The sequence below is a fragment of the Acinetobacter sp. UBA1496 genome (assembly GCF_002324975.1).
Taxonomy (GTDB): domain Bacteria; phylum Pseudomonadota; class Gammaproteobacteria; order Pseudomonadales; family Moraxellaceae; genus Acinetobacter; species Acinetobacter variabilis.
Map to the genome: position 1 here is coordinate 1 of NZ_DCRI01000022.1, position 13,534 is coordinate 13,534.

A 13,534-nucleotide genomic window follows, 5' to 3' on the forward strand; every position below is an offset into this window, starting at 1 on the left:
AAGTGTCAACACACCCTAAAATTAAAAAAACTATTTTTTTGAATACTTGATCGGCTTGAAATTCCTGACTTTCAGAAAATAAAAAATTTGATATTCAAGCCTCTTCCAGAATTACAGTGATGAATCGGAACCATGGCCAGACCAATGAACCTAGGCTGGATATAAATAATTCACTATAATGCCGTAAAAATATTTATAACAATTAAAAATGATAAAAAATCATATCGCTCAAGTATTAGAGCAATTGGGTTTTAGTGCACAGAAGCGTGCTTTGCTTGTTCAGTTTTCCCATCAAAAACTTAATTCCGAAGTTTTTCTGCAACGTATTGATGGCCAACATGCCCTGAATCAGGGACTAAAGATTGAGCTGATTTGTGTGTCGACTAATGCCTTGATTCCCCTTAAAGAATTTATTGGAACTCAAGTAGCGATAGATCAGGTTACGGATCAAAGACAGTTATTTCGCAGTTCCGGAATTATTACTGCAGCAACTCAGGGACAGAGTGATGGCGCATTAACGCTTTATAAACTCATCCTAGAAGATGCAACGTCGCTATGGCATAAACGCCGTAATAGTCGTGTGTTCATGGACAAAAGTGTCCGAGAGATTACTGAAATCTTATTCAAAGAATGGCAGCGTAAGAGTCCATTGTTTGCGGTTGCACTCAAGCTTGATTTATCCGGTTTGCAGCAAACTTATGATGTGCGTCCTTTTACTATGCAATTGAATGAAAGCGACTATGACTTTTTAACCCGTTTATGGCGTAGTGAAGGGATTAACTGGTTGATTGATGAGTCTGAGTTTATAGTCGTGCATTCATCTGCACAGATTGCAGCGCAAAAGCTTAGATTAGTTGATGATAATAGCCACTACCAAGCTTTAAGCCGCAGGGCGATCCGTTTCCATCGTTCCAGTGCTACTGAACAAGAAGATAGCATTACCAGTATTATTGCAAAACGACAGTTGCAGCCGACCGCTGTACATATCCAGCGCTGGCATGCGGACCACTTGAATCAGGAAGAAGGCGTTGGTTCAGTACAAAGCAAGCACCAGCAGAGTCAGGTTCAGGATAATGCCAGCCTGGCATTGCAACAGGCCTGGAACATCAGTCCGGCATGGGTCACTGATCTCAGGCATGCAGATCAGGCAACCCCAGCCTCAGATGCACAAATCGAAAAAATAAACCAAAATTTGCAGCATTTCTATGCTGCACAGGCCAAACAATTTTTAGCAACATCCACAGTACGTGATGCCCAAGTGGGTTACTGGTTTCGGCTGGATCAGCATCCTGAAATTGACCAGCATCCAGCAGTAGATAAAGAATTTTTAATCATCTCCAAGAAATTTTATAACCAGAATAATTTGCCTAAAGACTTAAATGAGCAGGTCCATGCTTTAATTCAGCAAAGCTGCTGGAAGATGACAGAATTCAAGGACGCAGGTGAGCGTCAGGCCAACCAGCTAGTCTTACAACGTCGCCATATCCACTTGGTCCCTGAATACCAGCCTTTATTGCAGCGGCCACAGGCCTATCCGCAACGCGCCAAGGTAGTCGGGCCAGAAGATGAAGAAATTTATGTGGATGAATGGGGGCGGATCAAAATCCGTTTTCTGTTCACTCGTCCGAATGACCATGCTCACGATGGTGGCGCAGGCAGCAATGACAGTGATACAGATTCAGCCTGGGTAGATGTTCTGACCCCGTGGGCAAGTATAGGTTATGGGGTCCGTTTCTTGCCACGCATTGGTGAAATTGTGGCCGTCGACTTTTTCGATGGCAATATTGATCGGCCTTTTGTGGTAGGTCGGATTCATGAAGGCCAGCGTTCTCCGACGAAGTTTGATCAAAAAGGACAACTACCAGACACCAAAAAACTCAGTGGTATTCGCTCGCAAGAAGTACAGGGGCAAGGCTTTAACCAGCTACGTTTTGATGATACGACTGGCCAGATCAGTATACAGTTATATAGTAATCAAGCTGCCAGTCAGCTCAATCTGGGTAACTTGAGTCATCCGAAAGAACAGGCGGAAAGTGAAGGGCGGGGTGAAGGTTTTGAACTTAGAACTGATCAATCAGGTGCAGTCCGTGCAGGTGAAGGGTTATTGATTTCGGCTCATAAACAGCAAGCTGCAGATGGTTCACATATGGATGCTGAACCAGCGAAAAGCCAGCTTGAATCAGGCTTGCAGATGAGCCAAGCACTGAGTGATGTTGCTAAAAACCAGCAAACTGATCCGCTTGAAATCTTTGAGACCCTAAAAAGCTTTATTGAGCAAATTGAACAGCAAGATCAAGACAAAGCAGCTGCCTTTAAACAGGCAATCATGATTCTGACAGCACCAAAATCCATTGCGCTGAGTACTCAGCAGGATATTCATTTGTTTGCGGAAGGTCAAATTAGCCACCAGGCAGCGGACAGTATTAACCTAAGTTCGCAGAAAAAGATTATTGGTCATGCCTCTTCTAAAGTGAGTCTGTTTGCAGCCCAACAAGGCTTAAGAGCTTATGCCGCAAAAGGCAAAGTTGAACTACAGGCGCAAAATGATGGGATGGATATTAATGCGCGTAAAGGTATCAAAGTTGTTTCTACTGAAGATCAGATCGAAATTACAGCAGCGAAGGAAATTGTTTTAACTGCGGGCGGTTCTCAAATTGAAATCAGTAGTGCCGGAATTTTGCCGACGACAGGTGGTCAGTTTGAGATGAAGGCAGGACAACATCAATTTTTATCAGGGGAAAAGGTAATAAATGATATTCCCTATCTCCCTGCCTCACATAATAGTTCCTATGTTTTAGAGTTCGATGTGCGACATAAAATAAACAATAAATTATTAGAAAGCTCTCCAATTTTTAGTCTTATCGATTCTAAGGAGAATGTACGAACAGGAGAGATTCCCAAAGATGGAATTATTAGAGTTACTTCAGAAAATAAGGAAGAAAAATATACGGTTATGGTGCATAAATATGATGCAGAGATATCGGAGTTAGAAGAATGACTTATACGGCTCGTTTAAAAGTATTCTGTGATAATAAAGACCTTTTATCAAAATTAAGCTATACCTTACTAAATACGACAACTCAAAAAAGTTATGGAGGAAAAATTGATCCGAATGGTTGTACCAAAATCTATAATTGCAATAAATTAGATTTAATCTTTATAGAGTTAATTTTAAATAATTCAAAAATCGCCAGAGTGCGTGTTCCCGCACTAGAAAATGGCGAATTTAATAAATCGATATATAAATTAAAATCAACTACAGGTACAACAAAACAAGCAGAATCAAATAAAGTACCTGTTAAAGTTAAAAATGAATTAGAAATAGCACTTGAAGCTTTACATGGTACAGCACTTTACTTTAGTAATAACTTTTTAGATCATGATAGCTCCTTAAGAATTGCTTATATGAAAGCAATTAAAAAAATGAGTCATGATTACTTAAAGGATGTCGAAAATAGAAGAATGACTGTAAAAGACGCTTCGAAAGAGGCTCATACATTAAGAAATGATATTTTAGAACAGACTAGGAAAAAGAATTCTCCAATCGCGTTAGCAGTATCACAAAAAGAAAAAATAGCGGCTAAAAGTTTAGATCAATTCTTAGAATATTATGCATTGAAATTAAAAGATCCTGATAAATGGAAAAAACTGAAAGATCAGTCAAGACAAACCTTGGATAATTATGTAAAAGCATCAATAGGTACAAGAAATTCATATTTTCAGGCGCTTTCAACAGCAGATAAAAATAAAGTTTTTTATAGTGTAGTTAAAGGATCAGGGTCATCCCATGGAACCTTTGATAAAGCAGCAAAGTATATGAAACCACTAGGCAGAGTAATTGTAGTTATTTCAATTTCCTATGCTTGGTATGAGATTTATTCAGCTGAGAATAAAGAAAAGGAATTTTATAAAGAAGTCGCAACCATAGGCTCAGGATTGGCAGCTGGCGCTGTGAGCGGCGCTATTGCAGGAGGAATTTGTGGCCCCGGGTCTCCCATATGTTCAACAGTAGGTGTAATAATTGGCAGTCTAGCGGGAGGGTATGGAGCATATAAATTAGTTGAAGCTTATGATGAAGAGTTGGAAGCTTTTACAGAATGGACTTTATTTTAATTCCAGTAGGTAGCCTGTATGTTTAAGTTTTTTAAAAGGTTAGTAAGAAAAGAAGCTAATAAAAATTTAGATGCGAATAATTATAAAACTAAAATTAAAAATTTTAGCCTAGAGCATGATCAGATTGTGGGTGTAAATATAGATGATGTAATAATAAAAATACCTTATATAGACATAGTAAGGATATCTATTATGGTTTATGAGGAAGATTTACTCCCTCAACCAATCTGGACTGTGCAAACAATAAAAGACATTATTGATATACCGAATGAATTAAATAATACAGATAAATTATTTTTTGAGGTTCTTAATAAAAAAATAGAAGGTTACAACTCAGTTCAAACCCAAGCAGAAATATTAAAAGCTATGAATGGTACCCATAACAGCCTATTTCATATTTGGCAGCGCCATGATGCAGATAAAATATTTAAATCTATTAAATACTAATTTTTTCTTGCACAAAAAAATTTAATGATGTTTATTTCATAATCTTATAAATATAAAAAAAGCCTCTAAAGTAATTAATTATTTTAGAGGCTTATGCAAGCTAACTAAGTATTACATATTCGGGTAGTTCGGACCACCGCCACCTTCCGGTGTTACCCAGGTGATATTCTGAGATGGATCTTTGATGTCACAGGTCTTGCAGTGCACACAGTTCGCTGCATTGATCTGGAAACGTTTTGAACCGTCATCATTCTCCATGATTTCGTAAACACCCGCCGGGCAGTAGCGCTGTGCAGGCTCATCCCATTTTGGCAAGTTGACATCTACTGGAATCGAAGCATCGGTCAGTTTTAAATGCGCAGGCTGGTTTTCTTCATGCACCGTATTCGATACAAACACAGAAGACAGACGGTCAAAGGTCAGCTTGCCATCCGGTTTTGGATAGTTCGGCTTGAAGTTCACTGCATCAACCGTTTTCAGAGTTTTAAAGTCTGGCACCAGATCATGCAGGGTGAATGGCACTTTAAACACGTTCTGGTCGATGAAGTTGAATGCACCACCCATCCATTGACCGAACTTGTGCATTGCCGGGCCAAAGTTACGTGCGCTATATAACTCTTCTTTCAGCCAGCTGTTGTTGAACTTGTCTGGATAAGCAGTCAACTCTTTTACAAAGAAGTCTTCACCTTCAGTCACACGTGCAATCGCCAGGTCACCACCTTTTTCCACACCGGCAGCAATCGCTTCAAATACCGCTTCACCGCAGAGCATGCCGGATTTCATGGCAGTATGTGAGCCTTTGATCTTGGCAAAGTTCAGGAAGCCCGCATCATCACCAATGAGTGAACCACCCGGGAAGGTGAATTTCGGCAGAGAGTTAAAGCCACCTTTAGTTACCGCACGCGCACCATAAGAAATACGCTTACCGCCTTCCAAGTACTGTTTAATCAGAGGATGGGTTTTCCAGCGCTGCATTTCCATGAATGGATACATGTGTGGATTTTCATAAGAAAGATCCACAATCATGCCTAACGTCACCTGGTTATTTTCAGCATGGTATAACCACCAGCCACCTGAAGAACCAGTTTCAGATAAAGGCCAGCCAGCACCGTGCATTACCAGGCCTGGTTTATGCTTGGCAGGATCAATTTCCCAGAGTTCTTTAATGCCGATACCGTAGTGCTGTGGATCAGCATCTTTGTCCAGATTGAATTTCTGGATTAGACGTTTGCCTAAGTGACCGCGACAGCCTTCAGCAAAAATGGTGTATTTGGCATGCAACTCATAACCTGGCGCAAAGTTATGTGTTGGTTCGCCATCTTTACCAATCCCCATGTCACCGGTTTGGATACCTTTCACCGTACCATCTTCATGATACAGAATTTCTGAAGCAGCAAAGCCCGGGAAGATCGATACTTCCAGCTCTTCAGCTTTCTGGCCTAACCAGCGCACCACGTTGCCCAGAGAGATGACATAGTTGCCATCATTGTGCATGGTTTTCGGCACCATCCAGTGCGGGGCTTCTTGTGATTTTTCATCTGAAAGAAGGAAGAAAGTTTTATCTTCTGTGACTGGCACATTTAAAGGCGCACCTTCTTCTTTCCAGTTCGGGAACAGCTCGTTCATGGCACGTGGTTCAAGCACAGCACCTGAAAGAATATGTGCACCGACTTCGGAGCCTTTTTCTACGACACAAACGGACAGATCATTTAAATTGTTTTCAATTGCAAGTTGACGGATCTTGATTGCAGCAGACAGGCCGGCAGGACCCGCACCTACGATCACAACGTCAAACTCCATCGATTCACGTTCGATGTGTTCCATGTAGGACTCCTCATATTTCTATTCGGTGGCAACCATAATCGGATGATTGGGTGCTGCCATGAGTGTTCTGAATTCCTAGACACAAAAATAGTAGTGTCTTTAAGCATCTGGGCTAGTATAGTTTTAAACCCAGGTTAAGCCAATTGGCTGAAACATATTATTTTTCCGTCATCAAGGTCTTCTTTATATGAATAAGTCAGCACCCGAGAAAAATCCGACGAAAAAAGTAGCTTCTAGCGATGATAAAAATTTAATGGATATCGCACAATACTTAAAAGATGCACAGGGCAGTCACAAAAGGTCAATCCCGCCTTTGGATCAATGGCAGCCAAAGCATTGTGGGGCAATGGATCTCAAGGTTTTGGCCAATGGAGAATGGTGGCACGAAGGTCAATTGATTAAGCGTCAGCCGATGATAGACCTGTTTTCAACGGTACTCTGGAAAGAAGAAGGAAAATTCTATCTAAAAACGCCGGTTGAAATGATTGAAATCGAGGTCGAAGATGAACCTTTGTTTGTGAATCAGGTGGATCAGGTCGAGATTGAAGGCAAGACTTACCTGCAATTAACCACCACAACTCAGGACATCATTATTGTCGATAGCGAACATCCTATCTTTATGCGTCAGTATCAGGATGAATTGCGTCCTTATGTGCATGTCCGTTTTGGAATCAATGCGCTGATTCAGCGGGCTGCTTTTTTACATCTGGTGGAGATGGGCGAGCTCGGTGAAAATGCTGCTGGAGAGACGGTTTTAAGCTTGAAAAGTGGTGATTTAGACTTGCATTTAAGCACCTGAGGTTTAAGCTTTGTCGCAAGGTCATTTGAAACAAGCAACTAGCAACGTTATGAGCGCTATCCAACCGATTTATCCCTTAGTAGATCCCATGCCTAAAGCCAGTGCTGATGCACCTATCGGGATCTTTGATTCTGGTGTAGGAGGGTTATCGGTTGCTTTGGAAATTGCCCGGTATTTGCCCAATGAGCGCTTTGTTTATTATGCCGACACGGCTTACGTACCTTACGGACCGCGTAAAGATCAGGAAATCCGTGACCTGACTGCGCGAGCGATTGAATGGCTGTATCGTGAAGGCTGTAAAGTTGCAGTCGTCGCCTGTAATACCGCTTCTGCTTTTAGCCTGGATTATTTACGTGAGCATTACGGTGAAAACTTTCCGATCATTGGTCTGGTGCCAGCGCTAAAACCTGCAGTCCTCAATACCCAATCCAAAACGGTGGCCGTTCTGGCCACACCTGCAACCTTTCGTGGCCAGCTGATTAAGGATGTCATGACCCGTTTTGCCGAGCCGGCAAAGGTCAAAGTGATTCCGGTGACCTGTCTGGATCTGGTGCCTTTTGTAGAAGCCGGCCAACAGATGAGTCCTGAGTGTCTAGCGACATTAACTCAGATTTTACAACCGGTTGTTGATCAGGGTGCTGATTATTTAGTGCTAGGATGTACACATTACCCCTTCCTAAAATCGTCAATTCAGTATATTTTTGGTCAAAAGCTGACATTAATTGACTCAGGATTCGCGGTTGCGAGACAAACGGCCCGAATTTTGATTAAAAATGGGTTATTATTTGAACATGAGTGCAAGGACAGTCTGAAAATCCGACTTGTGGTTAGTGGTCAAAATGCTGAACAGCTCCAGCCGATTTTAGGGCATCTGATTCCAGCCGATATTAAATGGCAGGTCAGCAATATGGAGACAGAAGTCAGCTAGGCGACCATCACTCATCTTATAATTTTCAAAGATATATTTTTATACTGGGGTCGTCATATTGTGTCAGGGCAGGGTGTAGCCGGCCAGATCAATGCGCAGTAAAAGAGGATAATCAATGCTCGATAAACGTTATCAGGTGTTTATCTCCACCTCTGGTGCAGAAATGCAGCCAGAGCGGATCATCTTGTCACAAACTTTGGTCGGCATGGGTTTCTTTTCCTGGGGGCTGGAACAACGCACTCCTTTAAATACTGCATTTGCGCGTCGCCAGATTGATGACTGTGATTATGTGGTGATTCTGCTGGGTAGCCAGTATGGTGAGCAGTCGGTTTCCGGTGTGGGTTATATGCACCTGGAATATATTTATGCTGTGACCAAGCAGAAACCGATTATTGTATTTATGCATGAAGATCCGGCTTCACGTGATCCTTCATTGCACGATACGAAACCTGAATTACAAGAAAAATTTAAAGAATTTCGTCAGTTATTGCAGCAGGAAGCTGATCAGGTCTTTTGCTATCGCACCTTGCGTGATCTGGAAATGGCGGTACGTTTGAACATGCCGCAAATGCTGGAACGCTATCCGGTAAGTGGCTGGGTACGTCCGCAGAATACTCAAGCCTTGCATGACGAGATTGACCAGCTCAAAGCCAAAGTGGCCCAACTGGAACGCGATGGGGGGACACGTGAAGTGGATCCTTTCCTGAGCCTGCCGAAAGTGTCTATGCATGAAGTTTTCTCTTTCGAATACCGTATGCATGCTTATCAGGATGGTAACTTTAAAGAGCTGAAAGTTGAGAAAAGACTGACCTGGGCACAATTGCTGGCTATTCTTGGTTCTACATTCATTAATCCAACGCCGGAGGAATTTTTCTCCAAGCGTATGAATGAGTATTTGAATGAAACCGGTCTGGCAGATGCACGAGCGGAAATGCCGCGCGCGCATGCTGTAGCCCGTGCCCAGATTAATATCCGTGCCCTGCATAGCCTGAAATTGCAAATGCGCCAGAATGACTGGATTATACCGTCGGGCCGTGATGACCGCCAACGTCTGCTTTGGCAGATTACGCCTAAGGCACAGAAGCTGCTAGACAGTAACTTGCTGGATAAAGATCGTACTTTTCAATATAAGTCAGTGTATTAATCCATATAGAGAATAAGTAAAAAGCTGTTAAAGTAAGCAGGTTGATACTACGACGGGCGTACTGCATGTTTTCTACAGCTAAACCGAAAGTTACGATTATATTGGCAAATTTAGGCACACCTGATGCACCGACTGTGCCGGCAGTACGCGATTTCCTGAAGCAGTTTTTATCTGATCAGCGTGTCATTGAAATTCCCAAGCCAATCTGGCAACTCATCCTGCGTTTATTTATTTTACCGTTCCGTCCTAAGCGGGTTTCCCGTGCCTATGCACAGGTCTGGGGCCAGGATTCACCGATGCGTGAGATTCTGCTGCAGCAGGTAAGTCAAGTAAAGGCTAAGCTCATTGAACAATATCCGCAATTTGAACTGAATGTGGTACCTGCCATGACCTATGGCAATCCCAATATTCAGGCTGTTCTTGATCAGATTTCGGCTCAACCGCAAGATCATATTATTCTGTTTCCGTTATTCCCCCAGTATTCAGCGACTTCTACCGCACCTCTGTATGATGCGGTCGCAAAATGGGTGCTGAAACAGCGCAATCTACCTGGTCTGTCGATTATCCGCGATTATTATCAGCATCCTTTATTTATCCAGTCACTGGCACAAAGTGTTCGGGATTATCAGGCGATTCATGGGCAGCCAGAAAAACTGTTGATGTCATTTCATGGTATCCCGCAGCCCTATGCCGATAAAGGTGATCCTTATGCGGATCGTTGCCGGATCACAGGCAAACTGGTTGCAGAAGCTTTAGGTCTATCTGAAGATCAATATGCAATTAGTTTCCAGTCCCGGTTTGGTAAACAGGAGTGGGTTAAGCCTTATACGGATGCCTTAATTGAAGAGTGGGGCAAACAGGGCGTGAAATCAATTCAGGTGATGAGTCCGGCTTTTTCGGCTGACTGTCTGGAAACACTGGAAGAGCTGGCCATGGAAAATGGGGAGACCTTCAAGGCCAATGGCGGGGAAAGCTACAGTTATATTCCGGCTTTGAACAACCGTGAAGATCATGTGCAATTGCTCAATACGCTGTTACAGGCTAATCTTGAAGCATTGAATCAGACGCTTGCCCATTAATCTTTTGAGGTTTCTTATCCTATGTTACAAGTCAAAATTGTTCCTGTGACTGCATTTCAGCAAAACTGCTCGATTCTTTGGGATAGTGACAGTAAAGAGGCTGTTTTGATTGATGCAGGGGGCGAACCTGAGAAATTAAAAGCGGAAGTAGAAGCACTGGGCTTAACAGTCAAGGCTTTATGGCTGACTCATGGTCATCTCGATCATGCTGGAGCAGTTGGTGCTTTAAAAAAAGTTTGGGATGTGCCGGTGATTGGTCCGCATAAGGACGATGCATTCTGGCTGGATATGATTCAGGAAGTGTCTGCCCGTTATGGCTTTCCGATTCCGGAAAAAGTAGAAGTCACGCAATGGCTGGAAGGTGGAGAAGTTCTCAAGCTGGGTGATGAAGAGTTTGAAGTACGTTTTGCCCCAGGCCATACTCCAGGTCATGTAATGTTCTATAACAAGAATCATGCTTTGTTATGGACAGGGGATGTACTGTTTAAAGGTTCAATTGGGCGGACAGATTTCCCGCGTGGCGATCACCAGCAGTTAATCGATTCAATCCAGCGCGAATGTTTTAGCCTGCCGGATGAAACCCAATTTATTTCAGGACATGGTCCGATCAGCAATATTGGTTTTGAAAAGCAGCATAACCCTTTCGTTGCAGGAAAAGCGGGTTAAAGTAGATAAAAAGATCAGCCTAGCTGGTCTTTTTATTTGTTAAAAGGATTATTTAAAGACTGACGGGTTTGTGCGTAGATCAGCCAAGTCATAATGGCAAGGAGAATTCCAACAACAATAAATAAGCCATCCTGTTGGAAAATGCCTATTCCTAATGACAATATCGCAAGTATTCCTACCCCAATTAAAATAATCTTTAGAATAATGTAGCCCATATTCTTGCTCTAAAATAATGTGATATTTCTGCGTAAGAACATAGTATTAAACTGGCATATGTGCTGTTAACTTGTGTTGGGTTTCTACAAGCCTTTTATAAAAATCATGTAATTATTTAGGATATGCTTAATGTGATAGGATCTTCTAAAAGGTTCAGTCTTCTTCAGAAGATTCAACCGCTGGAGCATCTTGGGTTGGCAGTTTGTATTCTTCGCTGGCCCAAGCGCCAAGGTCAATCATTTTGCATCGTTCCGAGCAGAAAGGGCGAAATTCATTATTTTCCCAAGTGGTCAGTTTGCCACAGCGTGGACATTTTAAAGTGGTCGACATCAGCGCACTCCCTAGAAAAATAAAGCTTCGATTAGGCAAATATAACTGCACTTGTTAGACTTATACAGTTTTTATTAGTTTGATCTGATTATGTCGATTCGTCAATTTCAAGCACAGCGTATGCATGCGCCTCGTGATTTCCAAAGTATCAGTTTTGAACCGGTTTGTGTGGAAATCGGTGCGGGCAAAGGTAAACATGCTTTGCTCTTCACTCAGACCAATCCGAACAGCAAGCTGATTGCGATCGAGCGAACTCGAGAGAAATTTTTGGCCATGCAAAAACAGCATGCGCTGGAAGGACAGCCGAATTTACAAACGGTTCATGCTGATGCCTTGCCTTGGATTGTGCATGCTCTCTATCCAGCGCAAGTCGAACAGTTCTTTATTTTATATCCGAACCCTGAGCCGCATAACCCGGCACAGCACTGGCTGAATATGCCATTTTTTGAGTTTTTATTATCGCGTTTAAAAACTGGTGGCACGATCACTTTAGCGAGTAATATTCCTGAATATATTGAGGAGGCAGAGCAGCAGGTTCAAAATCTGTGGAAATTGCCTTTCGTTAAAGAAGTCATTGGCCAAGACTCGGCAAGAACTCATTTTGAAATTAAATATCTAGAACGTGGTGAGTTGTGCCAGCAATTGATTATTAGTAAACCGGAAGGCTATACAACGCGTTTTGATGAGTTTCAGCCGCTACAAGGGCAGAATACGAGTTCAGCGGAATAAGCCATGACGAAGCGCATTGCAATTGTGGGTGCTGGCCCGGCAGGCTTGATGGCTGCAGAAGTTCTGAGTCAGTCTGATTATGAGGTGCATGTTTTTGAACAAAAGCCTTCGGCTGCACGCAAATTCCTAATGGCTGGGAAAACTGGTCTAAATATTTCCCATGCCGAGCTAGTCGAACAGTTTGTGCAACGTTATGATCAAGTGGACTGGTTAGCGCCTTGGATCAAACGTTGGGATGCCGTATGGATTCAAAACTGGATGAGAGATCTTGGTATTGAACCTTATATTGGTTCTTCAGGTCGAGTTTTTCCTACAGAAATGAAGGCCGCTCCACTATTGCGTGCCTGGCTAAAACGTCTGACCGAGCATGACATCCAGTTTCATTATCGCCATCAAATTCTAGATCTAAAAAATCATCAGCTGCAGATTCATGATTTGAAAAATGATCGCACATTCACAGAAAACTTTGATGCGATTGTTTTGGCTTGTGGTGCAGTGTCATGGTCAAAACTCGGCAGTGATGGCAAATGGCGAGCATGGCTTGATTGCAGCGAGATTGAACCTTTCCAAGCCAGTAATGCGGGTGTGGAATATCCATGGTCCAAGTTTATGCAACCTGTATTCGGTCAGCCACTGAAACGGGTCGAAGCTTGGGTTGATGGCGGTGACAAGACTATGGGTGATATTGTGATCAGTCACTATGGTCTGGAAAGTGGTCTGATCTATAAACAAGGCCGGGGGCTGCGTCAACAGCTGAAACAGGGGCAGCCAATGCAGCTGAATCTGGATCTTTTTCCGGATCAAACCGTAGAACAATTAGCTAAAAAATTACAGCCAAGTAAAAAACAGTCTTTGAATAATATCTGGCGCAAAGCAGGCTTAGAGGGCGCAAAAGCTGCTCTAGTGCGTGAACTGGTACCAAAACCACTTTGGCAAGAAGCAGCTGAGCTAGCACAGCAAGTGAAGCATCTAAAAATATTATTAACAGGTTTCCGTCCTATGCAGGAAGCGATTAGCTGTGCAGGTGGGGTTAAACGCGAGGTTCTGTCAGAGCAGCTTCAGCTTAAATCCAATCCCCATGTGTTCTTATGTGGTGAGATGCTGGACTGGGATGCGCCTACAGGAGGCTATTTACTCACTGCCTGTTTTGCCACTGGACGTGCAGCCGCAGAAGGGGTGCAGCACTATCTGGTTCAAGCTCAATAATACGCATTCTTCAGAAAGTGAAAGTTAAATCTTAGAACTGCATATAAAATTTC

Annotated in this window: 13 protein-coding genes; 10 read left to right on the plus strand and 3 right to left on the minus strand. The window is 42.8% G+C overall.

The features are described from left to right. Positions 1 to 208 precede the first annotated feature (208 nt). The 3 genes from B3143_RS02045 to B3143_RS02055 are packed head-to-tail and all read left to right on the plus strand — an operon-like array spanning position 209 to position 4,560. Complete coding sequence (locus B3143_RS02045) at positions 209 to 2,998, plus strand: type VI secretion system Vgr family protein (RefSeq protein WP_286739316.1); 2,790 nt, start codon at positions 209 to 211, stop codon at positions 2,996 to 2,998. Next, entirely contained in the window at positions 2,995 to 4,113 is a 1,119-nt protein-coding gene (locus tag B3143_RS02050) for a hypothetical protein (protein WP_286739318.1), read from the plus strand. Before B3143_RS02045 ends, B3143_RS02050 begins: the two co-directional genes overlap by 4 nt. Before the next feature lie 18 nt (positions 4,114 to 4,131). Beyond that, a complete protein-coding gene (locus tag B3143_RS02055; protein ID WP_004781752.1) occupies positions 4,132 to 4,560 on the plus strand; it encodes a hypothetical protein in 429 nt (142 codons plus the stop codon). Between the two features lie 111 nt (positions 4,561 to 4,671). Here B3143_RS02055 and B3143_RS02060 read toward each other — a convergent pair whose 3' ends face one another. Next, the gene (locus B3143_RS02060; RefSeq protein ID WP_004781753.1) at positions 4,672 to 6,384 is read right to left on the minus strand and encodes an electron transfer flavoprotein-ubiquinone oxidoreductase; all 1,713 of its coding nucleotides are present in this window, start codon (positions 6,382 to 6,384) and stop codon (positions 4,672 to 4,674) included. A gap of 187 nt (positions 6,385 to 6,571) precedes the next feature. Between B3143_RS02060 and B3143_RS02065 the strand changes: the two genes are divergently transcribed. The 5 genes from B3143_RS02065 (at position 6,572) to B3143_RS02085 (ending at position 11,000) form a co-directional block, all read left to right on the plus strand. Continuing rightward, positions 6,572 to 7,183, plus strand: a complete 612-nt coding sequence (locus B3143_RS02065) for a DUF1285 domain-containing protein (RefSeq protein WP_004781755.1) — start codon at positions 6,572 to 6,574, stop codon at positions 7,181 to 7,183. Between the two features lie 49 nt (positions 7,184 to 7,232). Beyond that, the gene (gene murI, locus B3143_RS02070) at positions 7,233 to 8,111 is read left to right on the plus strand and encodes a glutamate racemase (RefSeq protein WP_034169818.1); all 879 of its coding nucleotides are present in this window, start codon (positions 7,233 to 7,235) and stop codon (positions 8,109 to 8,111) included. A gap of 115 nt (positions 8,112 to 8,226) precedes the next feature. Beyond that, positions 8,227 to 9,255 (plus strand): DUF4062 domain-containing protein, encoded by a 1,029-nt coding sequence (locus B3143_RS02075; RefSeq protein ID WP_004781759.1) that lies wholly within the window; start codon positions 8,227 to 8,229, stop codon positions 9,253 to 9,255. Between the two features lie 65 nt (positions 9,256 to 9,320). Next, positions 9,321 to 10,334: a ferrochelatase gene (gene hemH, locus B3143_RS02080; RefSeq protein ID WP_004781761.1), complete on the plus strand. Its 1,014-nt coding sequence runs from the start codon at positions 9,321 to 9,323 to the stop codon at positions 10,332 to 10,334. A 21-nt stretch (positions 10,335 to 10,355) separates the two neighbouring features. Next, positions 10,356 to 11,000, plus strand: a complete 645-nt coding sequence (locus tag B3143_RS02085) for an MBL fold metallo-hydrolase (protein ID WP_208462492.1) — start codon at positions 10,356 to 10,358, stop codon at positions 10,998 to 11,000. Positions 11,001 to 11,032: 32 nt separating this feature from the next. Here B3143_RS02085 and B3143_RS02090 read toward each other — a convergent pair whose 3' ends face one another. Then, positions 11,033 to 11,215, minus strand: coding sequence for a hypothetical protein (locus tag B3143_RS02090; protein WP_104426666.1), 183 nt, complete (start codon positions 11,213 to 11,215; stop codon positions 11,033 to 11,035). 154 nt (positions 11,216 to 11,369) lie between these two features. After that, positions 11,370 to 11,546: a DNA gyrase inhibitor YacG gene (locus tag B3143_RS02095; protein ID WP_104426665.1), complete on the minus strand. Its 177-nt coding sequence runs from the start codon at positions 11,544 to 11,546 to the stop codon at positions 11,370 to 11,372. Positions 11,547 to 11,630: 84 nt separating this feature from the next. Here B3143_RS02095 and B3143_RS02100 point away from each other — a divergent pair, with 84 nt between their 5' ends. Both B3143_RS02100 and B3143_RS02105 read left to right on the plus strand, forming a co-directional pair. Continuing rightward, positions 11,631 to 12,275 carry an SAM-dependent methyltransferase gene (locus B3143_RS02100; protein ID WP_286739394.1) on the plus strand — a complete coding sequence of 215 codons (645 nt, stop codon included), beginning with the start codon at positions 11,631 to 11,633 and terminating at the stop codon, positions 12,273 to 12,275. A gap of 3 nt (positions 12,276 to 12,278) precedes the next feature. Continuing rightward, positions 12,279 to 13,481, plus strand: a complete 1,203-nt coding sequence (locus tag B3143_RS02105; RefSeq protein ID WP_104426663.1) for a TIGR03862 family flavoprotein — start codon at positions 12,279 to 12,281, stop codon at positions 13,479 to 13,481. Positions 13,482 to 13,534: the final 53 nt, after the last annotated feature.

What these genes read in the sequence shown, in the direction of transcription:
- B3143_RS02045 (WP_286739316.1), top strand. Translation starts at nt 209, where the DNA reads ATGATAAAAAATCATATCGCTCAAGTATTAGAGCAATTGGGTTTTAGT.
- B3143_RS02050 (WP_286739318.1), top strand. Translation starts at nt 2,995, where the DNA reads ATGACTTATACGGCTCGTTTAAAAGTATTCTGTGATAATAAAGACCTT.
- B3143_RS02055 (WP_004781752.1), top strand. Translation starts at nt 4,132, where the DNA reads ATGTTTAAGTTTTTTAAAAGGTTAGTAAGAAAAGAAGCTAATAAAAAT.
- B3143_RS02060 (WP_004781753.1), bottom strand. Translation starts at nt 6,384, where the DNA reads ATGGAACACATCGAACGTGAATCGATGGAGTTTGACGTTGTGATCGTA.
- B3143_RS02065 (WP_004781755.1), top strand. Translation starts at nt 6,572, where the DNA reads ATGAATAAGTCAGCACCCGAGAAAAATCCGACGAAAAAAGTAGCTTCT.
- murI (WP_034169818.1), top strand. Translation starts at nt 7,233, where the DNA reads ATGAGCGCTATCCAACCGATTTATCCCTTAGTAGATCCCATGCCTAAA.
- B3143_RS02075 (WP_004781759.1), top strand. Translation starts at nt 8,227, where the DNA reads ATGCTCGATAAACGTTATCAGGTGTTTATCTCCACCTCTGGTGCAGAA.
- hemH (WP_004781761.1), top strand. Translation starts at nt 9,321, where the DNA reads ATGTTTTCTACAGCTAAACCGAAAGTTACGATTATATTGGCAAATTTA.
- B3143_RS02085 (WP_208462492.1), top strand. Translation starts at nt 10,356, where the DNA reads ATGTTACAAGTCAAAATTGTTCCTGTGACTGCATTTCAGCAAAACTGC.
- B3143_RS02090 (WP_104426666.1), bottom strand. Translation starts at nt 11,215, where the DNA reads ATGGGCTACATTATTCTAAAGATTATTTTAATTGGGGTAGGAATACTT.
- B3143_RS02095 (WP_104426665.1), bottom strand. Translation starts at nt 11,546, where the DNA reads ATGTCGACCACTTTAAAATGTCCACGCTGTGGCAAACTGACCACTTGG.
- B3143_RS02105 (WP_104426663.1), top strand. Translation starts at nt 12,279, where the DNA reads ATGACGAAGCGCATTGCAATTGTGGGTGCTGGCCCGGCAGGCTTGATG.